Source organism: Leptospira saintgironsiae (assembly GCF_002811765.1).
Taxonomy (GTDB): domain Bacteria; phylum Spirochaetota; class Leptospiria; order Leptospirales; family Leptospiraceae; genus Leptospira_B; species Leptospira_B saintgironsiae.
On the sequence record NZ_NPDR01000006.1, the window covers coordinates 232,676 to 258,256 of the forward strand.

Annotated in this window: 28 protein-coding genes; 17 read left to right on the forward strand and 11 right to left on the reverse strand. The window is 38.2% G+C overall.

All coding sequences use genetic code 11. The features are described 5' to 3' along the window. Positions 1 to 15 precede the first annotated feature (15 nt). The 3 genes from CH362_RS14745 to thiL are packed head-to-tail and all read right to left on the reverse strand — an operon-like array spanning position 16 to position 3,481. Positions 16 to 1,179 (reverse strand): DUF418 domain-containing protein, encoded by a 1,164-nt coding sequence (locus CH362_RS14745; RefSeq protein WP_100711081.1) that lies wholly within the window; start codon positions 1,177 to 1,179, stop codon positions 16 to 18. A 4-nt stretch (positions 1,180 to 1,183) separates the two neighbouring features. Beyond that, positions 1,184 to 2,512, reverse strand: a complete 1,329-nt coding sequence (locus tag CH362_RS14750; RefSeq protein WP_100711082.1) for an MFS transporter — start codon at positions 2,510 to 2,512, stop codon at positions 1,184 to 1,186. Positions 2,513 to 2,560: 48 nt separating this feature from the next. Beyond that, on the reverse strand, positions 2,561 to 3,481 hold the full coding sequence (thiL, locus tag CH362_RS14755; protein WP_100711083.1) for a thiamine-phosphate kinase: 921 nt from the start codon (positions 3,479 to 3,481) through the stop codon (positions 2,561 to 2,563). A 58-nt stretch (positions 3,482 to 3,539) separates the two neighbouring features. Here thiL and CH362_RS14760 point away from each other — a divergent pair, with 58 nt between their 5' ends. Beyond that, positions 3,540 to 4,184, forward strand: a complete 645-nt coding sequence (locus CH362_RS14760; protein ID WP_100711084.1) for a YceI family protein — start codon at positions 3,540 to 3,542, stop codon at positions 4,182 to 4,184. A 59-nt stretch (positions 4,185 to 4,243) separates the two neighbouring features. On the opposite strand, the gene CH362_RS14765 is transcribed toward CH362_RS14760, so the two are convergent. From CH362_RS14765 to CH362_RS14790, 6 genes are all read right to left on the reverse strand, one after another. Further along, positions 4,244 to 4,912: a hypothetical protein gene (locus CH362_RS14765; RefSeq protein ID WP_100711085.1), complete on the reverse strand. Its 669-nt coding sequence runs from the start codon at positions 4,910 to 4,912 to the stop codon at positions 4,244 to 4,246. 54 nt (positions 4,913 to 4,966) lie between these two features. Next, positions 4,967 to 5,530 carry a hypothetical protein gene (locus CH362_RS14770; RefSeq protein WP_244280601.1) on the reverse strand — a complete coding sequence of 188 codons (564 nt, stop codon included), beginning with the start codon at positions 5,528 to 5,530 and terminating at the stop codon, positions 4,967 to 4,969. 205 nt (positions 5,531 to 5,735) lie between these two features. Next, positions 5,736 to 6,284, reverse strand: a complete 549-nt coding sequence (locus tag CH362_RS14775; RefSeq protein WP_244280602.1) for a hypothetical protein — start codon at positions 6,282 to 6,284, stop codon at positions 5,736 to 5,738. A gap of 142 nt (positions 6,285 to 6,426) precedes the next feature. Next, positions 6,427 to 7,056 (reverse strand): hypothetical protein, encoded by a 630-nt coding sequence (locus CH362_RS14780; RefSeq protein WP_125169725.1) that lies wholly within the window; start codon positions 7,054 to 7,056, stop codon positions 6,427 to 6,429. 101 nt (positions 7,057 to 7,157) lie between these two features. Then, positions 7,158 to 7,832, reverse strand: coding sequence for a hypothetical protein (locus tag CH362_RS14785; protein ID WP_100711088.1), 675 nt, complete (start codon positions 7,830 to 7,832; stop codon positions 7,158 to 7,160). 59 nt (positions 7,833 to 7,891) lie between these two features. After that, positions 7,892 to 8,569 carry a hypothetical protein gene (locus tag CH362_RS14790; RefSeq protein ID WP_125169726.1) on the reverse strand — a complete coding sequence of 226 codons (678 nt, stop codon included), beginning with the start codon at positions 8,567 to 8,569 and terminating at the stop codon, positions 7,892 to 7,894. 90 nt (positions 8,570 to 8,659) lie between these two features. Between CH362_RS14790 and CH362_RS14795 the strand changes: the two genes are divergently transcribed. From CH362_RS14795 to mpl17, 6 genes are all read left to right on the forward strand, one after another. Continuing rightward, the gene (locus CH362_RS14795; RefSeq protein ID WP_100711090.1) at positions 8,660 to 9,475 is read left to right on the forward strand and encodes an LA_0442/LA_0875 N-terminal domain-containing protein; all 816 of its coding nucleotides are present in this window, start codon (positions 8,660 to 8,662) and stop codon (positions 9,473 to 9,475) included. Positions 9,476 to 9,542: 67 nt separating this feature from the next. After that, complete coding sequence (rplM, locus tag CH362_RS14800; protein ID WP_100711091.1) at positions 9,543 to 9,992, forward strand: 50S ribosomal protein L13; 450 nt, start codon at positions 9,543 to 9,545, stop codon at positions 9,990 to 9,992. 13 nt (positions 9,993 to 10,005) lie between these two features. Continuing rightward, positions 10,006 to 10,404: a 30S ribosomal protein S9 gene (rpsI, locus tag CH362_RS14805; RefSeq protein ID WP_086448385.1), complete on the forward strand. Its 399-nt coding sequence runs from the start codon at positions 10,006 to 10,008 to the stop codon at positions 10,402 to 10,404. A gap of 83 nt (positions 10,405 to 10,487) precedes the next feature. Beyond that, positions 10,488 to 13,247 (forward strand): alanine--tRNA ligase, encoded by a 2,760-nt coding sequence (alaS, locus tag CH362_RS14810; protein WP_100711092.1) that lies wholly within the window; start codon positions 10,488 to 10,490, stop codon positions 13,245 to 13,247. A gap of 1 nt (position 13,248) precedes the next feature. Beyond that, entirely contained in the window at positions 13,249 to 13,743 is a 495-nt protein-coding gene (locus CH362_RS14815) for a YajQ family cyclic di-GMP-binding protein (protein WP_100711093.1), read from the forward strand. Between the two features lie 37 nt (positions 13,744 to 13,780). Next, a complete protein-coding gene (gene mpl17, locus CH362_RS14820) occupies positions 13,781 to 14,176 on the forward strand; it encodes a cell surface protein MPL17 (RefSeq protein WP_100711094.1) in 396 nt (131 codons plus the stop codon). A 92-nt stretch (positions 14,177 to 14,268) separates the two neighbouring features. Here the strand turns inward: mpl17 and CH362_RS14825 are convergent, their stop codons facing one another. Next, complete coding sequence (locus tag CH362_RS14825) at positions 14,269 to 14,688, reverse strand: lipoprotein (protein ID WP_100711095.1); 420 nt, start codon at positions 14,686 to 14,688, stop codon at positions 14,269 to 14,271. Positions 14,689 to 14,705: 17 nt separating this feature from the next. Further along, positions 14,706 to 15,326: a hypothetical protein gene (locus CH362_RS14830; protein WP_208859592.1), complete on the reverse strand. Its 621-nt coding sequence runs from the start codon at positions 15,324 to 15,326 to the stop codon at positions 14,706 to 14,708. Positions 15,327 to 15,421: 95 nt separating this feature from the next. Here CH362_RS14830 and CH362_RS14835 point away from each other — a divergent pair, with 95 nt between their 5' ends. The 10 genes from CH362_RS14835 to CH362_RS14880 all read left to right on the forward strand — a co-directional run bounded on the left by CH362_RS14835 (position 15,422) and on the right by CH362_RS14880 (position 25,524). Further along, positions 15,422 to 16,999 (forward strand): M16 family metallopeptidase, encoded by a 1,578-nt coding sequence (locus CH362_RS14835; RefSeq protein ID WP_100711097.1) that lies wholly within the window; start codon positions 15,422 to 15,424, stop codon positions 16,997 to 16,999. Further along, on the forward strand, positions 16,996 to 18,429 hold the full coding sequence (locus CH362_RS14840; RefSeq protein WP_100711098.1) for a M16 family metallopeptidase: 1,434 nt from the start codon (positions 16,996 to 16,998) through the stop codon (positions 18,427 to 18,429). The genes CH362_RS14835 and CH362_RS14840 overlap by 4 nt, the downstream gene beginning before the upstream one ends. Next, positions 18,429 to 19,259 (forward strand): MBL fold metallo-hydrolase, encoded by an 831-nt coding sequence (locus CH362_RS14845; RefSeq protein WP_100711099.1) that lies wholly within the window; start codon positions 18,429 to 18,431, stop codon positions 19,257 to 19,259. The genes CH362_RS14840 and CH362_RS14845 overlap by 1 nt, the downstream gene beginning before the upstream one ends. Position 19,260: 1 nt before the next feature. Then, positions 19,261 to 19,947 carry an O-methyltransferase gene (locus CH362_RS14850; protein ID WP_100711100.1) on the forward strand — a complete coding sequence of 229 codons (687 nt, stop codon included), beginning with the start codon at positions 19,261 to 19,263 and terminating at the stop codon, positions 19,945 to 19,947. A gap of 54 nt (positions 19,948 to 20,001) precedes the next feature. Further along, positions 20,002 to 20,757, forward strand: a complete 756-nt coding sequence (locus CH362_RS14855; RefSeq protein ID WP_100711101.1) for a hypothetical protein — start codon at positions 20,002 to 20,004, stop codon at positions 20,755 to 20,757. Positions 20,758 to 20,854: 97 nt separating this feature from the next. Next, positions 20,855 to 22,210, forward strand: a complete 1,356-nt coding sequence (locus CH362_RS14860) for an N-acetylmuramoyl-L-alanine amidase (protein ID WP_100711102.1) — start codon at positions 20,855 to 20,857, stop codon at positions 22,208 to 22,210. Then, the gene (locus tag CH362_RS14865) at positions 22,203 to 23,435 is read left to right on the forward strand and encodes a transposase (RefSeq protein ID WP_125169727.1); all 1,233 of its coding nucleotides are present in this window, start codon (positions 22,203 to 22,205) and stop codon (positions 23,433 to 23,435) included. Before CH362_RS14860 ends, CH362_RS14865 begins: the two co-directional genes overlap by 8 nt. A gap of 183 nt (positions 23,436 to 23,618) precedes the next feature. Beyond that, positions 23,619 to 24,047 (forward strand): hypothetical protein, encoded by a 429-nt coding sequence (locus tag CH362_RS14870; RefSeq protein WP_100711103.1) that lies wholly within the window; start codon positions 23,619 to 23,621, stop codon positions 24,045 to 24,047. Further along, positions 24,019 to 24,651, forward strand: coding sequence for a hypothetical protein (locus CH362_RS14875; protein ID WP_100711104.1), 633 nt, complete (start codon positions 24,019 to 24,021; stop codon positions 24,649 to 24,651). The genes CH362_RS14870 and CH362_RS14875 overlap by 29 nt, the downstream gene beginning before the upstream one ends. Before the next feature lie 87 nt (positions 24,652 to 24,738). Next, entirely contained in the window at positions 24,739 to 25,524 is a 786-nt protein-coding gene (locus CH362_RS14880) for an NADase-type glycan-binding domain-containing protein (protein WP_100711105.1), read from the forward strand. Positions 25,525 to 25,581 lie beyond the last annotated feature (57 nt).

The window sequence follows — 25,581 nt, forward strand, 5'->3', positions numbered from 1 at the left end:
ATACTTTAATATTTTCTAAAGTATTTTGATCTTCTCCCAATAGGTCCAAGATCTTAAGATCCATTCCATAGGCCCTAAAAAGAAGATTCTTTTCCAAATTAGAGAAACTACACCGAAAAAGATCCAGATAGGAACGGTTAGAACGAGGACAATATAACTACCTAACTGATCAAAATAACCAAGTCCCCAGCCACAAAAGATCCATGTACAAATCAAGGATTCTCCTAAATAACAAGTTAAAGAAAGTTTTCCCATAGTCTCGAACCAGATTCGATCCGCAAAACTTCTTCCGGAGTTATAATAATTTCCTAGCAGATATACATAACAAAAAGTGAGAGCAGGTGCGCTGAAAGTATCCGATATCGCATATAAAATTTTTAAGAACACACTTGGATTTTCGGAAAGAATATGACGAGAATGTAATGTGTATATTAGATTCCCTAAAATTCCCAGGATTAAAGCCCAAGGAAAAAGTTTCCGAAATCCGGGCTTCGTTCTCTCCCAATCAGAAAAGATAGAATTTTTGGCAGCAAAAAAACCTAAACAGAACATGGAGAAAACAGTAGGCCATTGGTAAAATACCAAAAATGGAATGGAAAGAATAGTATCCTTGGTTCTTTGCACATTACTTTCCCAGAATCCTCCTAAATATGCTTTTCTACTTTCTTCTAACAGGCGAGGAAGATTTGTTTCTAGTTGGGATTTAAATTCTCCTTCTGCTAAACTCATACCCATTCTGCAAAATACAGCAATTACCAGACAGAATAGAGAAAGTTTTAATAACCAAGAAGAAGATTTGTTTCTTAAAAACCAGAGTAATGCTCCTAAAATTGCGTAAGAAAGCAGAATATCTCCAATAAATAAAAAGATTCCATGAAGAAGTCCTAATATTCCTAAACCGAATATTCTTCTGAAATACCTGGATCTGGAATTTGCTTCTTGATTGTTCTCCAATTGGATAAAAAATCCGTAACCGAATAAAAAGGAAAATAATACATAAAACTTAGATTCGAAGAAGAATGCTACGATCCAAGAACCTATGGAATCCAGAAGAGTGGAATTTTCACCCAAGGAGGCGACCAAATACATCGGTTTTGAAAAATAAGGCAAGTTGACTGCGAGTATTCCTAAAAGCGCAAATCCTCTTAAAAAGTCTATAAATCCTATTCTATTTTTCATGTTCTTACTGTTTAGGCTTCCAGTTCCAGGTAAATGCAAGTAGGATTATCGCAAGGATCGCAGAAGAGAATATTATAAATATAGAATATTCCCAGCGAAACCAGGGGTATGAGCTCATCCATCCTAATCCTTTGGAAAGAGCTGTCCTTCCCAAGTAACCGAATAATCCTATAAATCCTGCTGCTGTCCCGACTGCCTTTTTGGAAGTAAAGTCCAATCCGGCGACTCCCAGTAACATGACTGGTGGATAGATAAAAAATCCTACGATACCAAACAGAGTAAGGTCTGCCCATAAATATCCAGGAGGAAGATATAATATTCCAAATAATGCAAATAAGATAGGAAACATGCATATCAAGCTGACTAATCCTCTTTTTCCGCCTACCTTATCGGAATACCAGCCAACAAGTAGAGTAGAACCTATTCCTGCGAATTCGTAAATTAAAGTGCTGATCCCTCCTTTTTCTAAACTCGCTCCTTTCGCGAATTTTAAATAAGAAGGTCCCCAATCAGTGAGGCTATACCTCACTATATAAACGAAAAAGTTAGCTATTGCAAAGACCCAGATATACTTATTTAGAAGCACCAGATCTATAAAAATTTCCTTAAAGCTGAGTTCTCTTTCTGATTCAGAAACTTTCGCAGAATCAGTTTCCGTTCCGGTATATTCTTCAATAGAAGGAAGTCCAACAGATTGAGGAGTATCCAATAATCTAAAATACAAATAGATCGCAGTTAAAAAGGAAAGAGCTGCCGGAATATAAAATGCGTTTCTCCATCCGAACCAAGAGGCGCTATAGGCTGCAATTACTCCTACAAGTCCTCCTCCTACATTATGTGCTATATTCCATACTGCGAATTTTTGTCCTCTTTCTTTAACGGAAAACCAATGTCCTAAGGATCTTCCGCAAGGTGGCCAACCCATTCCTTGGAACAAACCGTTTAGTCCCCATAAAATTAGATGTGTTTGGTAATCGGAAGAAGCACCAAAAAATATATTACAAATTCCTGTTAGAACGAGACCTAATGGCATAAAAATTTTAGGGTTACTTCTATCTGAAAGTGCCCCCATCAGGAATTTTCCGATACCGTAAGAGATTGCGGTGATCGCTAAAATGTTTCCGATCTGTTCTTGGGAGTAGGAAAGAGCCTGTCCGATTTCCTTGGAAACTACAGGAAAATTATTCCGAACGGTGTAAAAGACAGAATATCCTAGGAATGTTGCCTCTAAAATTCTCCAACGAAACTTTGGATAAAGAGTTTTAACTTCAGAATCTGGGCGTAAAGGTTTCGAAGGGCTTGGTAGAATCCAAGATAATAGACCGTTTCTCATCGATCGGGAAGAATGATCGTATATGTCGGAAGCACAAGTAGAATTTGATTAAAAATGTCTAAATCCGGATTCTTTAGGAGAGTAAGTTTTTCCTTCGTAAGAATATCGGACCTGAGGAGATTCACCTTCTTCCAAAGCGATAACACTGCCGATTTTTCGGATAGAGATGCCTTCCCAAGAAGAAGGTAATTCGTCTGGAGATAAAAATAAAAGTTCTAATTCTTCTCCAGATATTAAAACACCTTCTATCCCGATTGCTTCTTTTACTCCATTTTCAAAAGGAAGTTTGTCTAGATCTAAATCTATTCTGACGCCTGAAGACTTTGCTAATTTGAACACATCTTGCTTGAGTCCATCTGTCAGATCCATTCCCGCATGTATTCTATTTTTTGAATATAGAGAACGACTTAAGTTTAATCTGGATTTAGGTCTTAAATGTCTATCCAAAGCGAGTTTTTTGACTTCTGGAGAAAGAGAAATATGGGCACCTTCTAATATCTTATAACCTAAAAGAGAAGCACCTATATGACCGCTCAAGTATACATTATCTCCTGGTTTTCCACCCTTTCTATCTACAGGAGAATTTGATTTTCCGAATAGAGTTAAAGTTAAGTTTAACTCTTGTGTTCTGTATGTGTCTCCACCGCAGAGTTCTATTTCATAAGAAGTTAATGCCTTCTTAAATGATTCGATAAATGGTTCTAAAAATTCTTTTCGATTACAAGAAGGAGAAAGTCCAAAATTAAAAAATGCCTTTTGAGGAGTCCCGTTAGCCGCCGCTATATCTGATACGTTAACTTCTACCAATTTGTTTGCCAAATCTTCAGGACGACTCCAGTCCAATCTAAAATGAGTTCCTTCGGCAATCGTATCTGTTGTGATTAAGTTACCTTCTTTATCCGAATAACAGTCGTTTTCCTGTTCTTTGCCGGGAGGATATAAGGAGGAGATGAGTTCTTCTTCGTTCAAGTGTTTTCCAATATCTAAAAATCTTGACTTTGTTTTATTTCAACCCTAGTATAAGGCCATGAAATCACGTATAAATTCTTTTTATTTAACCGTACTGATTTTTTCAGTATTCTCCCTTGCAGGAAGTTTGCAATTCAATTCGTTATCAGCTGAGGCTTCTTGCAAATATTCCGTGAGCCAAGAGGCAACTGGACTTGAATGGAAAGCTTTTAAATTCACTGAAAAAACTGGAGTAGGCGGTAAGTTTACCAAAGTAACTATTGCAGGAGCTAAATCTTCGGCTAATATTCCTGACGCATTAAAAGGTTTAAAATTCTCTATCGATTCTTTGGACCTAGACTCTGGAAATGCAGAAAGAGATCCAAAGATCAAGGGCGCATTTTTCGGAAATTTGAAAAAGAGCGGAAAGATAGAAGGATCCGTATCTTCTGCAAAACTAGACGCTGATGGAAAGTCTGGAACTGGAGTGATAAAACTTGTCTGGAACGGAGTGAGTAAAGATGTTCCTTTACAATTCACTTTAACTGGAGAAGTTTTAGAAGCAAAAGGTTCTTTGGATGTAAATAATTGGAATGCAGGTAAGGCTTTAACTGCATTAAACACAGTTTGTAGCGATCTTCATAAAAGTAAGGATGGTAAATCTGTTCTTTGGCCAGATGTAGAGATTACTATAAAATCTACTTTAAAGAAAGATTGTAAATAAGAACTGAGACACGGAGGATAAAACTTGCCCCGCATATTACAAAATTCAGATATTCTGTCTTATCCTCCGGCAGCGACCGGCCTATAACAAATACAAAGTATTCTGTATGCTTGATCACAATTTGCAGCTTGCACATTATTCCAGGTGCCTGCTGCAGAAAGCAGAGGACTTCCTATGTATCCAGTATTGGCAGAAGTATTATCATCCCCGTCATTACAGGTAACGCCTGAAGCGTAATTGCCGGTTCCATCTCCATAGGTCCAGAAATCAGCTGTGCCTAAACCTCCGGCTTCCAAGGTTACGTGTAGATCCAAGCTGTAAAAAGAAGCTAAGTCATCCGCCAAGATTGTGCCAGTAGGTCCGCCTCGCATTGGAACATTAGTCGGAATATCTGAATACAATGAGGTTAAATTATTAGCAGATACTGCAAGTGTAGATACTAAAGGGGCAACGTTTTGACATCCAGTATCTAAGATGGCAGCAAAAGGTCGTTCTTGTTTGCAGATGGTTTGTAGGCTTGCGTCCAAAGTGCCTGTACCTAAGATCGCCAAGTTTCCTCCATAAGCAACACCGGTGGAATAAACATAAATTCCGGAAGGAGCAGAGAAATAGCTCAGTAGATTTGCCAAAGGACTACAAGACCTATCCTGATCTGAACAGGTTTTTGCATCCATACAAGCTTGGGCCGAAAATCCAAAAAATAGGATCAAAACAATACGATATATCATAACTTCACCAAAAACCTTTTCACATATATTATAAATTCAGAATGCATATGGATATCAACCACCCCCACCTGCAGTGGGAACGTAACAAAGACAAAGTATTTTATGTAATTCTCCGCAACCTCTAATGTCTGTTGCGAACCAACTGGATTGCGTTTTTACTAGAGTATTTCCTGCTTGCCCCAAAGTAGATAGACTACCATCATCTGTTCCGTTTGTGCAATTGTCTGCGGCAGCGCCACCATTCCCATCTCCGAAACTCCAGAAGGTTTGGTTTCCTAAACCTGCGGCTTCTAACGTAACCTCAAGATCCAATGCGAATAAGTTAGAATAATCTTGGGCAATAATTGTACCGTAGGGACCTCGGATCGGAACACCTGTCGTAGGTAAGTCTGAATATAAAGCATTTAGTGAAGAAGCAGAAACAAGAGAAGTCGAAACCAAAGGAGCATACTTAGAACATTTAGTATCTATGATATTTGAAAAAAGTCGTTGTTGTCCGCAAATAAAGTTTAAACTAGAATCTAATGTTCCTGGTCCCAAAACGGATAAATTTCCGTTGTAGCCAGTATTTGTAGAATACATATAAATTCCTTCGGGAGCTGAAATGAGAAGACTCATTAAGTTCGCTTGTGAGCTACAAGTCCTATCCTGGTCGGAACATGTTTTATCAGTAAGACAACCTCCGGACAAAATACAAAAAAATAAAACAAGAAGAATGCGAAGCGCCATCCAACCAAGGATAGATCGGAGTTCGCAGGCAGGCAAGAAATTATAAATCGATTTGGAGTCTTAAATTTGTTTTCTATACCTGAATTCTTAAGGTTTAATCCTTATAACAAAGACATATTATTGGATGAGATTCATTACAAGCTGGAGCTCCGGAATTAACCCAGCTTGTAGTATTATCTGTAGGAGATCCAATGGCGCCTGCGGCTCCATTGCTTGTCCCATTGATACAATTATCCGCAGAATTATAAACTCCTCCAGAATTGGAGAATGTCCAAAATGTTTGAGATGTGACTCCGGCAGCTTCCATGGTTACTAATAAGGAAGTGAAAAAATTAGTCCAGGATATAGCCAAGATATCCCCCTTAGGCCCTCTTACCGGATAATCAGTACTACTTGGCAGGCCATAATCTGTTGCGAAATTATAAAGAGAATGTGTGGAAGTCGAAACAACCGGCAGAACATTAGAACAACTAAAATCAGTGATCGCAGAGAATAGCTTATTACTAGTGCAAATATTCTTTAGGCTGTCTTCAAAACTAGATCCATATTTCGCCAGATCTCCCTGGTAACTCTGAGTGGAATATAAATAGATCCCTTTCGGAGTGGAGAAGATAGAGAATAATAGTTCTTTAGTGTTGCACATCTTGTCCGTATCCGAACAAACATCCGAGGACATACAAGCATTCGAAAATAAGAGTAAAAAGCTAAAAAAGTAAAACGACTTGTTCATATAAAAATTCCTGAAAAGTGAACCATTTTCTAAAACTTAAGACGAAAAAAAATCCTTAATAACAGATGCATAAAACTTTTCTATAACTGTCACAGGTATCGCTTGCAAAGGAACCCCAACTTAAGTTTATATCATTCGGATCTCCTGTAATTCCTACGTTTCCATTATCGGACAAGGTGCCGTCCAAACAGGAACTAGAAGCATACGACCATCCGGTGGTTGCGAAAGTCCAAAACTTTTCGGTCGTTACTCCTGCGCTGCTCATGGACAATGTAGGAGTAGACGAAAAAACTAAATTCCACTGGCTATAAATTAATTCTCCTCGAGCTCCTCTTACGGGTAAAGTCCCATCTAAAGAAAAATCCGTAGTGTATGTACTGACCGAGCTAGTTGGGCTTGCAGTCAGAGGAAGAATATTTCCGCAATTGGAAATGGTTTGAGCGAAAAGCCTCGCTTCCGCGCAGATATTCGTAAGACTGATTTGTAGATCCGGCCCATATGCGGCTATATTTCCCTGATAGGATTTTTGAGTAGAATAGATATAGATCCCAGGTGGAACGGAGATAGAAGAATATAAAATTTCGTTAAAGCTGCAACTTTTATCCTCTGAGGCACAGGTTTTGCCGTCTATACAAGCATTTGAGGAAAAAAATAATAAGAAGAGTAATGGCGCAAGAAATTTCACCGCACGATTAAAGACCAAACGGTTAGGTTTTGCAAGAAATAATTTTCTGAATAAAGGATATGGAACTTAGATCTTCAAGAGAATCTTGCAGAATTTTTATACTATTGTCCCTGTGAGCTAGTATCCGGAGTGAAACAAATACAAAGCACACGATGACTAGTGTTGCAAGTAACTGTAGCCGTTCCGTTTACATTTAGCCAATCCACATTCGTCGTTGTTGCAGATCCGATTACTCCGTAAGAAGCATTGGTATTATCCGCACCTTGGCTACAATCGCTTGCTCCAAGCCCTCCTCCTATACTGCTGAAAGTCCAAAAATCATCAGTTCCAAGACCTGCACTAGCCAAGGGTTGAAGTAAATTGGTGCTTCCATTAACGACAAAATTATCCCAGTTGGTAGCAAGCATGATTCCAGTCGGTCCATAAACAGGAAGGATAGTTGAAACAGAATAGGATGTATTGTAATCATATAGAGCCACTGATACGGTTGCTATTAGAGCCCACACATCCGGACAGAATTGGTTTGCAAGTGAAGAAAATAATTTTTCCTCTTTGCATATATTTTGAGCGCTTATTTCCGGAGTAGAACCGTAAGCGGAGAGATTACCTTGGTATTTTGCATTTGTAGAATATACATAGATCCCTTCTGGAACGGAGAATGCGGAACTAATTAATGCTTGGATATTACAGCTTTTATCCTCATTGGAACAGGTTTTATCCGAAATACATCCAAATGAAAGAAAGCTAAAAAGAATAATGTATATTGGAATTCGCATAACAATGAGCCATACGTTATTATGGCATTTCAAAATTGCAAGAAGCTTTATTATATAGATTATTGTGCGACACTCTCACCAGCAATATAGCAGATACATAATACTCTTAACGATTGATCACAACTAGCCGAATTGCTTATTGTTGGATTGATCCAATCTAATGAGGTACTATTTGGCGTTCCGATACTTCCGGGAGATTCTGAATCCGTAGTAGTTCCGTTTAAACAATCAGTCCCCTGGCCACCTGTACTGTCCGCAAAAGTCCAAAACAATTCTGACCCCAAACCTGCAGCAGAGAGTGTGCTTTTTAGTATAGTTGCAGATCCGAAAAAGGTAGTCCAATTATCTGAGAGCAAGATTCCTGTTGGACCATAAATTGGAACAGTAGTTGGAACACCATATTCGCTCGCATAATCAAACAAAGGTGCGTTTGCGGTAGAGACGAATGCCTGAACATTCGGGCAGAATTGATTGACCAGACCGGACAAAAGTTTTTCGCCTCTACATATATTTTGGAGACTCTCTTCCTCGGTTGCCCCATAGGCTGCCAAATTCCCTTGGTATTTCTGGTTTGTTGAATATACGTAAATCGCTTCTTGTTGAAAGGAAAGGTAAGAAGAAATAAGAGCTTGAGAACTACAGCTTTTATCGTCGTCGGAACAGGTTTTGTCGCTCAAACAATTGTAATATAGGAAAGAATATAGAAATACGATTAGGATCAACCTGCGGCTTTGCACAATATAATAATCCTTAAAGGGCTATACAAACTTCAAGGAATTTCTCATTACACTTGACTAAATTGTCAGAAAGTTTTTCCTTCTGCCAAGATGCGTCCAAACCTTAAAGTCCGTTCTATAATTTTTTTCCTATTGGCAATGGTCCTAACTCCAAGCCTTTTATTTGCAGATCAGACTATCCTTCTCCGTAAAGGAGGCAAGGTAATCGGTAATGTTGTAGGTCAAAACGAGAAGACGATCACCGTTCAATCCGAATCTGGCAAACAAACCATCAACAAAAGAGAAATATTAAAAATTATTTATAAAGATATCACAAGAGAAGAAGAGAACCGCATCCGTAAGGAAGAGGAAAAGAAGGTCCAAGAGAATCCTCAAATAGTGGAGGAGCCGATTCAGATCATTCCACCTCCAACTTCTACAGAGTCTGGCAGAAGTAGATGGAGCGCAGTATGGCGTTCTGCAGTCCTGCCTGGTTGGGGACAGTGGTATACTGATAATAAACTGGAAGCTAAGATTACCGGAGGAGCATTCCTGGCCAGCTTAGCATACGCAGGTTATTCCAGATCCGAGGCTGAATCAGCAAAAAGCAAATATGATGACGCAGTTTCCAAAAGTAGCAGTACGGGAGCATTGATCTACGGAGGTGGAGTTGCAAACTTCTACCTTCTCACCGTAGTGCCTGGAGCAAGAGCAGATTACGAAAGTTCAGTCCAATCTTATAACACTTCCGTGTATGTATTGGGAGGAGTGTATCTTGCTCAATTGGTCCGTACTTATTTCCTGGGAAAGTCCTGGGAGCAGGGAGCTTCTGCTAATCCAGTAGCTTGGACAGTTGTACCTAAACCTGATTGGTCTGCTGGCAGAATTGGCTGGGGAGCAGAGGCAAGTTTTAGCCTCGGTTTCTAGGAATTTTGTTCGTATTTCCTTGACCCCTTAGGCCGGTACGCGAAATTGGCCAATACAGGACATACCCATGCCAATCGTATCTAAACCGCATAGAACTCCTTCCTTAAAAAAGGAACAAGCTAGTAAAGCTTGGTACGTAGTCGACGCTGAAGGCAAAACCTTAGGTCGCCTCGCTTCGGAGATCGCAACTAGACTCCGCGGTAAACATAAGCCTACTTTTACTCCCAACGTTGATTGTGGAGATAATATCATTGTTATCAACGCTGCTAAGGTAGCAGTGACTGGAAATAAAGAGACTCAAAAAGAATATTTCCATCACTCTCGCTATCCAGGTGGTATGACAGCTACTACTCTCCAAAACATGAGAGCAAAACAACCTGAAAAAATCCTGTATGAAGCTGTTAAAGGCATGCTTCCTAAAAGTAAACTCGGTGCTGAAATGTTAACTCATTTCAGAATTTTCCCAGGAACCGAGCATAATCTTGGCGCTCAAAAGCCGATCAAACTGGAACTCTAGGAGATATTAGAATATGGCAAGCGCCAAGGAAATTTGGGCAGTAGGTCGTCGTAAAAACGCAATCGCCCGTGTAAAATTAAAAGAAGGTTCTGGTAAAATTGTAATCAATGATAGAGATTACAAAGATTATCTTCAAAACAGCCGTTCTAATATTAAAGAAGCTATCACTGCTTTAACTCTGATGAACGTTGCCGAAAAGTTTGATCTTAAGGTAAATGTTTCCGGAGGAGGGATCATCGGACAAGTCGGAGCAATCCGTCACGCACTTGCAAGAGTGATCTGCCGCTATAATCCCGAGTTCAGAGCTACTGTTAAAAAAGAAGGCCTTCTGACTCGTGACCCACGTATGGTGGAACGTAAAAAATACGGTCTACACAAAGCACGTAGAGGAACTCAGTTCTCTAAACGTTAATCTACGCTTTTTAGATCTATTTTTGAGAATGCCTGAAGTTCTTGCCAGCAAGACCTCGGGCATTTTCTGTTTTAAGGGGTATCATGAATTTTAAGAAAGTTTCCGAAGTCCGCAAAATCTTTTTGGATTATTTTAAGGAGAAAGGCCACACAATAGTTCCTTCTTCCTCTCTATTACCTGCGGGAGATCCTACACTTCTATTCACTACTGCAGGAATGGTTCAGTTCAAACCGTTATTTACTGGTGCGGTAGAACTCCCTTATACAAGAGCAACTTCTGCTCAAAAATGTTTGAGAACCACTGACCTGGAGAATGTTGGGAAAACAGAAAGGCATTGTACATTCTTCGAAATGCTTGGAAACTTCAGCTTCGGAGATTATTTTAAAGAAGAAGCTATCGAATACGCATTAGATTGTTCCGTAAATCATCTTGGATTTCCTAAAGAAAAACTTTGGATCACAGTATTCGAAAATGATGATGAAGCGGAGAAAATCTGGATCTCTAAAGGTATTCCTAAGGATAGGATTACTCGTTTAGGCAAAAAAGACAATTTCTGGGGACCTGCGGGAGATAGCGGTGCTTGCGGACCTTGTTCGGAATTATACTTGGATAGAGGACCTGAGAAGGCTTTCCCAGATTGTGGTGTAAAATACGAGTGTAAACCGGGCTGTGATTGCGACCGTTTTTTAGAATTTTGGAATATAGTATTTAATCAATTCAACCAAGACACTGAAGGAAATCTTCATCCTCTTAAACAAACAGGTATCGATACTGGTTCTGGATTAGAAAGGGTCGCTCTACTTTTGCAAGGAGTCGATTCAGTCTATGATACCGATGAACTCCGTGGAATTATTTCAGAAGTAGAAAAGATCTCAGGCAAAACATATAACGAATCCACTAAAGTTCCTTTTAGGGTCATCACTGACCATATTCGTTCTGTATTATTCACAGTATCCGATGGTATCTATCCAGATAGAACTGGAAGAGGATACGTTATCCGTCGTTTGATCAGAAGAGCAGTATTATTCGCCAGAAAATTGGACCTAAGGGAACCTTTCTTACACAAACTGGCAAAATCAGTATGTAATATTTATAAAGAAAGATATCCTGAATTAGAAAAACATATTTCTTCAGTAGAAAGAACACTTCTGGCAGAAGAAGAATTATTCCTCAAAACATTAGAGATCGGTTTGGAGAAGATAGAAGTTCTTGTTTCCAAAACCAAATCAGAAGGTTCCAGCACATTCTCCGGGAAAGATAGTTTCTTGTTATACGGAACTTATGGTTTTCCGGCAGAAATGACAGAAGAGATAGTTGCAGAGCATGGACTTTCTTTCGACAGAAAAGGTTTTGAAGAAGAATTAGAGAAGGATAGACAATCTTCTCGCGAGACTTGGAAAGCAAATAAGGTTTCCTTATTCACTGGGATCAAAACTGATAAGACCCAATTTTTGGGTTACGATGCTTTAGAAGCAGAGTCAGATCTTAAATTTATTTTCTTAGATAATAAACAGACGTCCGCACTTAAGGAAGGTGAGTCTGGTGTATTAGTATTTTCTTCCAGTCCATTCTACCCAGAAGGTGGAGGGCAGGTTGGAGATATTGGATTTATCCGAAAAGACGGGTCCGTCTTTAAGGTTTTAGATACCCAAAAAGAGAATGATATCATTCTTCATATCGGGACAGTTATTTCCGGAAGTTTTTCTGCCGGAGACAAAGCAAAGCTGGAAGTAGAAAAGGAAAGAAGAGAAAGACTCAAATTCCATCACTCCGGAACTCACTTATTAAATGGCGCCCTCAGAAATCTACTTGGAAATCATGTTCTTCAAAAGGGATCCATCGTTTCTCCTGAATATTTGCGTTTTGACTTTTCTCATCCAAGTCCTTTAAGTGCAGAAGAAATTCGTAATATAGAATCCTGGGTGAACGAAAGTATTGGTCGTCATATTCCGGTAGATACAAAAGTTCTACCAATTGAAGAAGCTAAGAAGACCGGAGCAGTTGCTGCTTTTGACGAAAAATACGGAGACAGCGTAAGAGTCCTGCAAATGGGAGATCGTTCCCTGGAATTCTGTGGTGGAACCCACGTAGGGAATACTGGAGATATCGGATATTTTTTCATTAAAAAAGAATCCAGCCCAGGCGCTGGAAACAGAAGGATAGAAGCAGTAGCAGGCCCACTGGTTCTCGAAACCTTCCAAAACAGATTTGCAGAATTAACAGAAGCAGTCCAAAATCTAAACCTTAAGATCAAAGATGATTTGGGTGCAGAAGGGGCTTCACTTTCTATCAAAACTACCATCCCTGGACCGGATGAGATTAGATCCTTGTTCGAATCTAAAGGTGCAGACGCAGTAGTTTCTCTCAGGGATCTTTCCGAAAAACTATCCGTTGAATTAGAAGAAACTCAATCCAAGTTCTTAAAAGAGAAGAAGAATAGAGAATCCAGGGACTTTGAGAACAATCCGGAAGTGATCGCAAAAGTATTCGAAAATTCTAATATAATCGGATCTGTAAAAATTGTTTCTGCGATTTTTGAATCCAAGGATGCAAAAGCATTAAAAGGACTTTCTGATAATATCAAAGTCAGAGAAAAGGAAATAGTAGCTATTCTTGCTAGCAAAAACGCAGAAGATGCGAGCATAGTAATCACTTGTTCTGCTTCTCTCGCTGGAAAGATCCATTGTGGAGAACTCGTAAAAACTGCCTGTGAAATTTTAGGCGGAAAGGGCGGTGGAAAACCGGACATGGCCCAAGGCGGAGGAAAAGAAGTTTCCAAAGTAGAAGAAGCAGTCAGATCTGCATTAGAAAAGGTAAGTTCCAGCTTGAACGGGGGAAAATAAAATGAGCGATCCATCATTCGACGTTGTTTCTGAAGTAGATAAACCTGAATTACAAAACGCGGTTACCCAAGCGATCGCAGAGATCAAGAATAGATTCGACTTTAAAGGTTCTAAGTCAGAGATCAAACTGGAAGAAGAAAATCTGACTCTTATATCCGACAACGAAGCTAAGTTGGAAAGTGTAATCGATGTTTTGATCAATAAAATGGCTAAAAGAGGACTTGGTCTTAAGTCTTTTGATTTCAAATCCAAATTGGAACCTGCTACAGGTAATACTGTTCGTATGAAAGTGAAAATACGCAACGGCCTCGAAAAAGAACAGACCAAAGAAATTACTAAGATTGTAAAAGATTCTAAACTGAAAGTGATCCCAACTATTATGGGAAATTGTGTTAGGATCCAAGGTAAGAAGAAGGATGATCTTCAAGAGATCATGAAACTCCTAAAATCTGCTGATCTCTCTTTTGATGTCCAATTTCAAAATTTTAAAGGTTAATCAAAACCTTTCAGAAAGATAAGGGTCTAATTTAGGTATGAAACGTTTTATACTTCTCGCAATCATTTCTACTTTTATGATCTCAGGGCTTTCTGCTGAAGAGGAAAATCCGATCAAGTTTAAGATAGAAAAATCTTCTCCTTCTACGTATCTTTTGAAAGTTGTATATCCTGAAAATTTCGGGGTCCAGAAAGAAGCACCGCATAGAATTTTACTCAATCCTGGATCCGGATTAAAAGTTGTTTCTGCGGATCTAAAACTGAAAGGTAAAATTTCTACTCGCAAGAAAGAATATTTTGAATCAGTTGAGCCTATGCAGTTAAAATTAGAAGGAAAAGGTGAATTAGAAATTCACGCTAAAATTTTCTACTGCGATTATAATAGGAATATCTGTATTCCTGGAAAGATATTACAAAAAGAAACTATTCAATAATCGAATAGAATCTGAGTAAAAAGAAAAAGCGGCATCATGGCCGCTTTTTTTATTTAAACTGGTTTGTAGGAGCTCCTACATCATGCTTCAAATTATTTCTTAATTTCTATTTTTAGATCTGGTTGAGATACATGAAATAGATAGTAAGTCTTTCCGTTGATTGGTTTAGAAACTTTTACAAACTTTCCTTTTGAATCTACTAATTCTTTCAGGAATTTGCGGTCGGTAGGGCGGAATGAGTCTCCCTTCTCCGCTATAAAAAGATTTAAGGCTCTTTTTTTAGCAAGGTCTAATGCCTCGCCTTCATTCCCATCCAAAGAAGATACTACAACTTGGTAAGTGGATGAGCTGATAAAACCTTCGGTTGCTTTTACGAATTGGTCGTCCTCTGTGGGAGCGGATTCTTGGACCACATTCTTAGGAGTTTCTTTTTTAGGTTCTTCCGTTTGAGGTGTTTTACATACGGAAATTAGAGAAACGATCAATATTGTAAAAATCGTTTTTGTATGCATAGCGTTAGATTCCTTTGTTATGGAATGATTTTAGATTCTAAGGTTCGCTTGAGTAAATCCGCATCCACAACCCTAAAAACAAAAATACAGCTCTTAGGGTCGCTATAATCTTCTCTGTATAAGAACAGTTTATCCAATAGCCAAGCGAAAGAAGCTCGGTAGGTTAAATAATCGGCATTTACGATTTCCGTCTTCTTCTTTTCTTTTTTTTCTTCCGGAGTATCGTCTTCTGCTGGGGCCTGTATGTTTTGAGTGGCGATAGAAGCGGCACCCATAGGAGAATTGGACTTGGTCCGAACCGCTTGGGGTGGTCCAGGAAGTGGCTCATATTTGGGAACTGTAGAATTGACCCCGACTCCTATCCAAGTTTTTCTTTCTTCTGAGATTTGAGCTAAGAGTAAGTTTACAGACATCTCATCTCGTTTACGGATGGCTCTTGCCTTACAATCTTCTCTTAATGTTAGGATAGGTTTTTCTTGGTTAGGGATAGGAACTGTTACCACTACTTGGAAATAATCATGAGAGATAAAACCCGAATCGCTTAAATTATCCCAAACCTTTCTTCTGTATTCTGGATCTGCAGGTTCGCAATATCCTAAAAAAAATGTCAGGAATAAGACCGACAAAACCCGCAACATAGGTCCTAGTTTAAAGCTCCCCTCTACAAAAACCAGCGGGATTTTTTCCCGGTATCTTCTGGACAACATAACTTTTAGGGGAAATCATGTTGGTTATGTGGGAATATCTTTCCAAGTCCGTCATTTCTCGTTTCAGTTTTTTGTTTTTCACTCTTTGTATTTTTATAAACTTCGAAGCATTCGCTAACGAAGACATCTTCTCAGAGATCCGAACCACTTTGGAATCCAGAGTGAAAAAGGTGATTTTGAAGAATGGGATCAGGCTTCTTATGATGAAAAGGGCCGATTCTCCTACGGTTGCAGTTTATACCAAATTTTTGGTGGGTGCTGCAGATGAAACTCCTGAGATCGCAGGTACCGCCCACCTTTTAGAGCATATGCTTTTTAAGGGCACGAAAAATATCGGAGTCACTGATGCCAAAAAAGAAAAAGTATATTTAGATCAGATCCGTGTATGGGGAAAACGTTTAGATTCTTATCGTATACAAGAAAGAGAATTAGCTGCCAAAGGGGAACCTGTTCCTGAAAAACTTATCAAAGATAAAAATATTTTAGAGACCAGATTTAAGAATCTGTTGGAGCTCCATCGTAAGTTTGTGGTTTCCAACGAAGATTCTTATATTTATGAGAAGAATGGCGGCACTGGTTTTAATGCATATACTACAAACGATGTAACAAATTACCAAATCCTTCTTCCAGCAAATAGACTGGAGATTTGGGCAAAATTAGAATCAGATAGATTAAAAGATCCTATATTAAGAGAATATTATACAGAAAGAGATGTGGTTCTGGAAGAGCGCAGGATGAGAGTGGAAAACCAGGGAATGGGGATCTTAAGAGAGAAATTCTTAGGCGCTGCTTTTCCTAAACATTCTTATGGAATGCCTGTAATCGGTTATGAATCCAATCTTCCTTTTTTAGATATAGATAAAACAGAAGAGTTTTTCAGAAAGAATTATAGGCCTCATAAAATGGCGATCGGGATTGTAGGAGATCTTGATTTCGATAAAACCGAAAAATTAGTCCGAAAATATTTTGAAGATATTCCGGATGGACCTTCTCCTAAACTTTCTCATGAGCCAGAAAGTTTTGATCATGAGACAAGGAGAGTGAGTGCAAAACATTCTTCTGGTCCTATGAAAGTGATGGGTTGGCTGACCCCAGCTTCTCCTCATCCTGATAAACCAGTTTTAGAATTGATTGATGCAATTTTGTCTCAAGGTGAGACCGGAAGATTATATAAGAGACTGGTACTTAGAGATAAGCTTGCTCAAAGAGTAGCTTGTTGGACAGGAGAACCTGGAGAAAGATATGCGAATCTATTTGCGATCTATGTAACCAACGTAAGAGGTGCGGATCCTGATAAGATTGAATCTTCTATCCTCGAAGAAATTGAAACTCTCAAAAAAGAAGCAGTCACCGAAGATGAACTGGCTAAGATTAAAAATCAGATAGTGGCTGATTATATCAGAGGTCTGAACAGCAATTCAAAACTTGCTGATGTTCTTACTTATTATGAATTAGTGGCCGGAGATTGGACCGAGATTTTCGATGATTACGCACGTTTGGATAGAGTTACGCCGGATGATATAATGAGAGTGGCCCAAAAATATTTTACATCTCGAAACCTGACTGTAGGCGATCTGATTAATTCTGATGGAGAGAAAAAATGAATATTATAAAAAAATTAACTATCTCCAATCTTGTATTCTTATTCTCTTTTGCTGGCTTAACAGCTGCTCCGGGAGATTTTGTAAAAGACGTAAAAGTCCCCGCTTTAGAATTCCATTTTCCTGAAATTAAGGAGATTGGTAAGGACCCGAACACTCGGATCTTGTATTTGGAAAATTCTGAGTTTCCAATCAAAACTCTGGAGATTACTTTTTATGCGGGACCTTCTTTCCAACCTAAAACTTCTTTTGAACTAGTGGAAATTTTTCCTGAGGCTTGGAAGAAGGGGGGCACAACCTCTCATCCAGGTGAAAGTTTTGCAGAAGTCTGGGAATCTTACGGTTCCAAGCTAAGAGTGGATTCTGATCTGGACACTGTGACTTTAACATTCTCCTGGCTTTCCAGATATGACCAAGAGTCTAAGGCATTAATCTCAGAATTTTTAAAACAACCTATCTTTGGAAAGGAAGCATTTGAGATCGCAAGATTACAATTAAGCGAACAGATCAAAAGAAGAAATGATAATATCGTAGGTCTTGCTTTTAGAAAAGCAAACGAGCTTGTATACCAAGGAAAAGTAAAGGGAAAGGCACTTTCTTTAACTACACTTGAACAATTAAAAGAAGAAGATCTAGGGGAATATTATAAAAACCAATTATTGAGTTCCAGACGTTCCATACTTGTAAGTGGCAAATGGAACCAAGAAGAAATTCCTCAGTTTTTAGGAGATATTCTGCCAGGATTGTCAGGAAATCCAGTGATGGAATCCCAAGGTTCTAGTCCGGAAGAGCTGAATAAAAATCTAAAACAGAAAGATATCAAAAACTTGATCGTAGATAAGGCGAATACCCAAAACGTAGTTCTGTTTTTGGGAGTGGGGCCTGCTCATAATGATAAAGATTTTTATGCAGTCCAAGTTTTAAATTATCTTGTTGGAGGCGGTGGTTTTACTTCCTACTTCATGAGTAAGATCCGCTCGGATAAGGGACTCGCTTATTCTTCTTCCAGTCATCCTGTGTTTGAGAAAGATCACTCGGTGATTTACTTTTTCACTCAGACAAAATCTCAAAGTACCATGGAAGTTTATAATCTCATGGGAGAAATTTTGGGAGATTCTACCTTCTCTAATATAAGCGAAGAAGAATTGAAAAATGCAAAAGAAGCAATTCTGAATAAATTTATCTTCTTATTCACTGACTCTATGGAAATTCTTCGTAACGAAGTTCGTTTTAGAGAACATAAAATGCCTAAGGATTATCTTAGAAATTACAGAGATAAAATCCAGAATGTTTCTCTTGAAGATTTGAGAAGAGTTGGTAAAATATATTTTAGAAGAGATAAACTAACTGCAGTGATCTCTGGACCAAAATCTTCAGTCTCTTCTGACCTGCCTGGACAAAAAACAATTGGCCCGGAAGATCCGATCCCATAATGGATTGTAAGTTCGAACATAAAGGATACCTATTTGAAGGAATTTCAGAAGGAGGAATTCGTACCTCTATTGTAATGCCTCGTTTGAGTTTGATGTTCGATATAGGACACCAAAATCCAAATCGTATCAATATTGATAGACTACTATTGACTCATGCACATTTGGATCATTCTGCAGGAATTCCTTATTATATTTCTCAAAGATCCTTACGTAAATTAGGACCTCCTAAAATTTACCTTCCTAAAAGTTTAGAAGCGCCTATGAGAGAAATTTTATCTCTCTATTCTAAAATCGAAGATTTTACTTACTCCTACGAAATGAAAGGATTAGAAGAAGGGGAAGAAATAGAAATAGACGCATATCATTTTTTTAAAGCGTGGAAAACATTTCATAGAGTAGATTCACAAGGTTATACTATCTACGAAAGAAAGAAAAAATTAAGATCCGAGTTTGCCGGATTAGATAGAAACGAACTTTTGAAAAAGAAAGAAGAAGGGATCGACATCAACGAAGTTCATTCCAAACCTGTGGTCAGCTTTTCAGGTGATACCAAAATAGAGTATGTGCTGACTCATAAGGATGTAGCAGAATCTGAGATCCTTTTTTTAGAATGCACTTATATAGACCACGAAAGGAATGTGGAGAATGCAAGAGAATGGGGGCATATCCATTTAGATGAGATCTTACATCATATTTCTTCTTTCAAAAACGAAAAGATAGTTCTGATCCATTTTTCAAAACGTTATCCTCCTGCGTATATTCGAAAAGTTTTAACTAAAAGAATTCCTCCTTCCGAAAGAGATAGAATTCATCTTTTTCTTCCTGAATAATATGGCTTCTCAAAACCCGAAACAGAAATACGGTACTTCTATTTATAAGGAGGGATTAGAAGATTGGATCCATTCTGAATTAGTAAAACGTCCCTTTCATTGGTTAGAAGATCTGGAGAAAAAAGCTTCTCAAGATAGATTTCCTGTTTTAACTCCTGCTTCCGGGGCAGTGCTTGCATTTTTGGCTTCTTCTTGGGATCCGGATGTGGTTTTGGAACTCGGAACAGGTTATGGAATTTCCTTATTATGGATTGTATCTGCAATTCGAAAAAACGCAAAGATCCAAACTGTGGATAGAGAGGAAGAATTCATCCAAGTTGCGAAAGAATTTTTTGCCAAGCTGGAGCCTAACTCAGATAGAGTTACATTTACGAATGCAGACTGTTCTGAGATCGCAAAAGAATTTTTGGAACCTTCTTCTTTGGGCCGAAAAGAACTGATGTTTGTGGACTGTGATAAGATACGTTATCCAGAAATTTTAGAAATGATCCTAGAGAAAGGGAAGACCAGAAATCTAAGAGTGATCTACGATAATGTTCTCTGGCATGGAAGGATTGCAGATCCGGAAAACCAAGCCCCCTCTGACCAAGCAGTCCGTAAATTATGGTCCCTAATCAAAAATTCTAAGATAGAATACACCTTATTCCCTGTTGGTGACGGGATATTATGTTTCGATTTTAAGCAATAAAAAGCTTGTTTGGTTCTAAAGCGTTGTGTTATATTACCGCGAAGGGTCGATCACATGACAAAAAATTCTTTCCCTCGGATCGTCGCGGTGTTTGCGGCATTCTTTATAATTTCGTACGGCGTATCTGCACAAAATAAACCCACAAGTAATGACGGTAAAGGTTCTGCCTTAGCCAATGCGGCTGAAGATCCTAAATACCAGGGAGATTATTTGGAGGAATTTCATTTTGCCAGAACCTTGGATTCCACCCAAAACAAGATCAAAGGTGATCTAGGTGCCTTGGAAGTGGTTGTAAAAAATTTCGGATCTCAGGTCCAGAACTCTCAACAGGATTTCGATACCATCTGGAAAAAATACAACGAAGCATATCGATATTCTTTAATGCGTAAATATGTTGTCGCTGGCCGTAAGATGAAAGAAACGGAAGACGAGACCAACAAATTGTACGGAAAATTCTCCGATCTATATAACCAAAAAGTGGATCAGTTATTGGGCGAATGTGCGGATGCAATTGTTTCTATCGAACAAAAGTCCGGACCTGGCGCTGCTGCAAAGGGATATGCTGGAAGAGAAGTTTCCAATAACCAACATAAACTTCAAATTGCTTATTACCAATTCATCCAAGCGGAGAAGATGAGAAGGGACTCCAGATTTAAGGACAGTCTCATGCATCTTAGGATCGCGAAAGAATACGGAATTTCTATCCTCAGCAAATTGAAGACAGAAGAGGAAAGTAAGAATGTCCGGGAGAAATACAAAATAGATCTGAGCGATAATCGCAATATGGTCTACGCAGAATCTAAACTTTAAAAGATTTCCGGACGTCAATAGCCGGATTCCTTCCTTGACGTATCACAAGGGGATAGCAGTCTTTGCCTGATATCCCCGGAGAAATAAATTTCCATACGTGATACGAAAAATTTTATTTATTCCTTTAGTCCTAATTTTTTCATTTTCTGTTTCTTCTCAAGAAACAACCCCGAAAAGAACCTATAATATAGTTATAGATCCTGGCCATGGCGGTTTGGACCTAAAACCTAAAGAGGAACACGGAGATAAATACGATCCAATCTCTAACAAATATCTGGAACCTTATAAGGCAGGCGCTCAAACAAAATCCAGAAGAGAAAGTGAAGTAGTACTCGCTCTTGCAAAAGAAGTAAAAGAAATTTTGGACCTTACCAAAACTCCGGAAGGATTCGAAACATTTAGATCTTATGCAAAAAAATTTACGAATGATACTCTTCCTTGGATCAGAATCGATTCGGATCTAACTAGAGAAGAAACAGCAAAAGAAGAAGGAGCCGATCTTTCTTCTGACCCGAATGCTTTTTATAGATTGTATGATTATCCGGATAAAAAATCAGGAAAACTTAAACCCGGAAGAATTTCCAGGATCAACGCAGCTCGACCTTATTTAGTTTTATCTTTGCATTTGAATCCAAGTTGGAAAGGACATCCAGGTGGAATGGCAGCAGTTCTTTCTCCTTCTTATAGAACATTCTATAATTTACGAAAAATATCCGAAGGAAAATCTTCTAAGTCTTTTGAAGACGGGCCTTGGAGCGAGTGGATGCGTTTCAAGATGGAATGGTCCCGCTTAGAAAATGCAGTAGCGGATGCTTGGATCTATTTTAATGGTTACTGGCCGAACAAATCCGGTAAAAAGACTGACCTTTCTAATTTTGAAGGATATCGCCAAAATATGGTGACATGGAAATATGCTGATCCTTCCGGCTGGGTCGATAAAGCGGTGTTAGATGGTCCAGGGCCATATGCCAAAAAACATTCAGAATACTCCGCGAAAGGAAAATTCTGGGATAGAGAAAGAGCAGAGCCTGAACTTTGGAGAAGAGAAGATGGTGCAGAAGGGTTCGGAGGAGACAATCATTACGCTGCAACGGAACTCATGAGATTTTTGCAATATGGCCTTAGGACTTTGCCTAATTCAGAAGAAGAACTGTCCAATCCTGGTCCAATTAATAAGCCGTATATCTCCACTTATAGTCTTCCTACATTTATCAATGCAATCTCAGCATATTTAGAAATTGGTTATATTGATAAGGAGAAGGATATGAAAATCCTGACCCAAAGAAGAAAGGACACTGCAATTAGTTTAGCGGTCGGGGTTTATTCCTTATTTCACGGCATCAAAATTAAATCTGCTGATTTACCTTATGTTCCTAAAGGGAAAAAAATCGATTGGGCACGTTATGAAAACTTGAAGGAAGGAAATTACTTCAGAGTAGTAAGAGATGATTGATTCTGAGTCTTCTTTCCGCAACGGGCAGAACTCAGAGACATTCGAAACCTCCTCCTTCCTTCGGAAAGTCCTCGGCTCCGAAGTTCTGCCCCTTGTTCCAAGAAACTCAAAATTATTCATCCCTCACCACTCTCATACTACTAAAACCTACAAACTAAAATCACGTACTGCTAAAGATCGTTTTAATTCTCGTTTTCCTAATTTAAATCTTACTTATTACACTGATCTTACTAGAAACCTAATATCTAAATGTTATCCTAAGAACTGTCCTACTTGTAAAATACCTCTTACTAAAGGTATATCTACTAGAGAGAATGTTCTTCGATGCTCCAAATGTAACTGTCAGGTATCTCTAACTAAAGATACTCCACTAGAGCATCTCAAAATACCTTTATGGACCTTCTCATATATCTTTCTAGAAGCGATACAAAGGTCACCATTAGGATTATCTGCTTCTGAGATACAGAGAAGGTTAGGTGTATCTAAATCAACCGCTACTCTTCTTAAAAGACGATTACAGATATTCTTAAGTGATCTCATTCCTTCTATTAAAAGAGAAATGGTAAAGGATCTTAAGAAGGCTTGGAAAGGTAGAAATTTGCCAGAATCAGGCGATTTGAAGCCATTTATAGAAGGTAAACCAGTAGTTCATATGGATACTTTGGCTTTATTCTCTGCTTCTCAAAGAGCTAATGGATTTCGTAAAAGATATAAGCATAAAGGTCAAACAGCATCAATATATCTTACTGATGCAGTAGCTTTAGAGAAAGGTAAATATCAGATAGGGACTTTAGTTCACACTATTGCGATCAAAGGTGGACCTGTAATACTTTCATCTGTTCCTGATCAGAAACAGAAAACTCTAATGCCTTTAATGGATTTTATTCCAGAAGATTCTCCTATATTTAGTGATGAAGGAATGCCTTGGATGGAGAGATATAATAAAAACTTTCGAAGTATAAACCATAGTGCTCGTGCAAATGATTCTAAAAGAAACGTTTGGGCTAGAAATAGATGGAGTAAAGATTCTATTAATAACCAAGTAGCAGAAGGAATCCAAAGATCTGTTAAATACTCTTTCTTAGCTTCTTACTCTTATATTAATCCTAAGTATAGTACTCTTTATTTGAATGAGTATTCTGCTCTTAAAGGTTTAAAAGTCTATGGGTTAGATAGACTATTAGGTAGAAAGAGTGGCTTATTGGGGAATGTAGGGAATGGGTGATGATTGAATCAGTTATTGTTTTTAGAAAGCAGGGACCTGGTAGTTAAATAGTCTACTATATCCATTTCCCCTCAAAAAACTATATGCAGAATGTATATATGTGGAGACTTTTGTCAATCGTTAAGTCAGTTAACGTTCTTAATTTGGCGCATCATTCGTTACTTACGAAATTTATAAACTGTAATGAAGAACAATTTTATAGTCCTAATAATTTCCTTTCTGATTCCTTTTTATTTACTTTTTCAGCCTCAGTCGGAAGCCAGTGAAATAAAGAATCTAAAAATCCATCTTCGTGGACTTGGTTCCATTAATCTTAATGATCGGATTGACCAGATAGAGAAAAAGTTATCTATTAAGTTTGTCGGTGGAAAGGAGGATAGCGATTTTGATGGAAAGCCATGTTATTTTTATTCTATACCAGATCTTAAGAGTGTATTGTTTATGTTTACGGGTGCAGCTAACGATATTCGACTAGGAAGAATTTATATTAATGATCCAAGTCTTGAAACCTTATCGGGAATTAGAATAGGCTCAGATGTTCAATCTGTTCTTTCAAAATACAAAGATAACATTCAACGTAGTAGTGAGCATTATAGAATGGTCCAAAAATGAAGTTACTATTTCTCGCAGAAAGGGTAAATGGACTAAAATAAAGTATTCTCCGATAATACATAAAAGATATGGAACGAACTTTCCAAATGTAAAAGGAGAATTTAATGGTTGGGTATTTTCAGGGTTTTTAACAACCGAACCTATATTAAAACGAGCCACGAAAGATGTTTATACTGATAAGAATGGTTGTTTCCAAGTTAACCAAGCTAATTTCCCAAAAGATTTTAGATCGGGAACAATTATAGGCTGTACCGGTGGTGGATTTACGGAAGAAAATTCAGGAAGCTTAGATCTGCATTTATTTTCCGATCATAGCATTATACATCACTTTGCCGATTATTATTCCGATGAAGGCTCATGGCAAGCTACTTCAAATTGTATTTCAATAATTCTTGATCAGGAACATTTTGAATCTGTGAGTGTTAACGCTTGTATTGAAAGGGAATGCAAGAACAACTCAATCTATAGTATAGAATTCTGCGAAAGAGCTTGTTCATATTGGAAAACGGAAATTAAATTATTCGTCGATTCAAATGATAAACTGTACTACCAATATAATAATGGTCGTAAATTCCAGGTGGATTGTTTACAGGTGACAAAGTAATTTACATGCTTTGGGAATTTTGAAAATGAAATTTAGTTCTTGTTTATATGACACTAAGGTTATGTGATCAGAAGCGATTTGAAGTATATGGCTAAACAAATTAAAATCTTCTTACTTTTTCTTTCTATCATTTACGTTGGAGAGATTCTTCCGCAAGCTTACGATGGTACACCTTGCCAGAATGCTTCTAATCCTACTTTGTTGCAGCAAATCACAAATAATAAACTGCCTGATATGTATATTGGAGATTCTGTCCAACAAAGAAATCGGGATAATTATAATGGGTATGATAGATATCATACGAAGAATTGGGCAAGTTCGATCTTGATGCCTAAAACTCCGTTGCCGAAGGTTCCAAAAGAAATGGATTTCGACAATGAGATTCAATTTGTAAATCGTGTAAACCTATCCTGTCTATATTCTCCATACTCCCTTATGGACAAAGATGTTTCTACTGCCTGGTCTGAGGGGGTTGAGGGGGATGGTATTGGAGAAGTTGTCTTAGCATACGTAGATGTTCGCCGACCAATTAAGATTTGGACTGGTTTTGGAAAGTCCGCAGCCCTGTTTATAGCAAATAATCGACCTAAAGAAATTCGGGTTCACGTTTTGGAATCTGGTTATTATAGCGTAGGTCAAAGTAATTTTGTTTTAGGACAATTTAGAAAGCTTGGAGTCCATTCCGTTATCCTACTAGATTTAAATGGTTATCAGAAGTTAGAAATACCGACTTACAAATTAAAAGGTGCTCCTAGTCCAAATAAGGATTCAAAAGAACGGTTATATCACTCAGTCATAGCCATTGAAATTTTGAGTGTTTATAAAGGGGATAAATACTCAGATACTCTAATTACTGAAGTTTTGAATGAATGAAATCTATAATCGTAATTATTATATGTTCCGATTCGGCCTGACTGTTATCTTTATTTT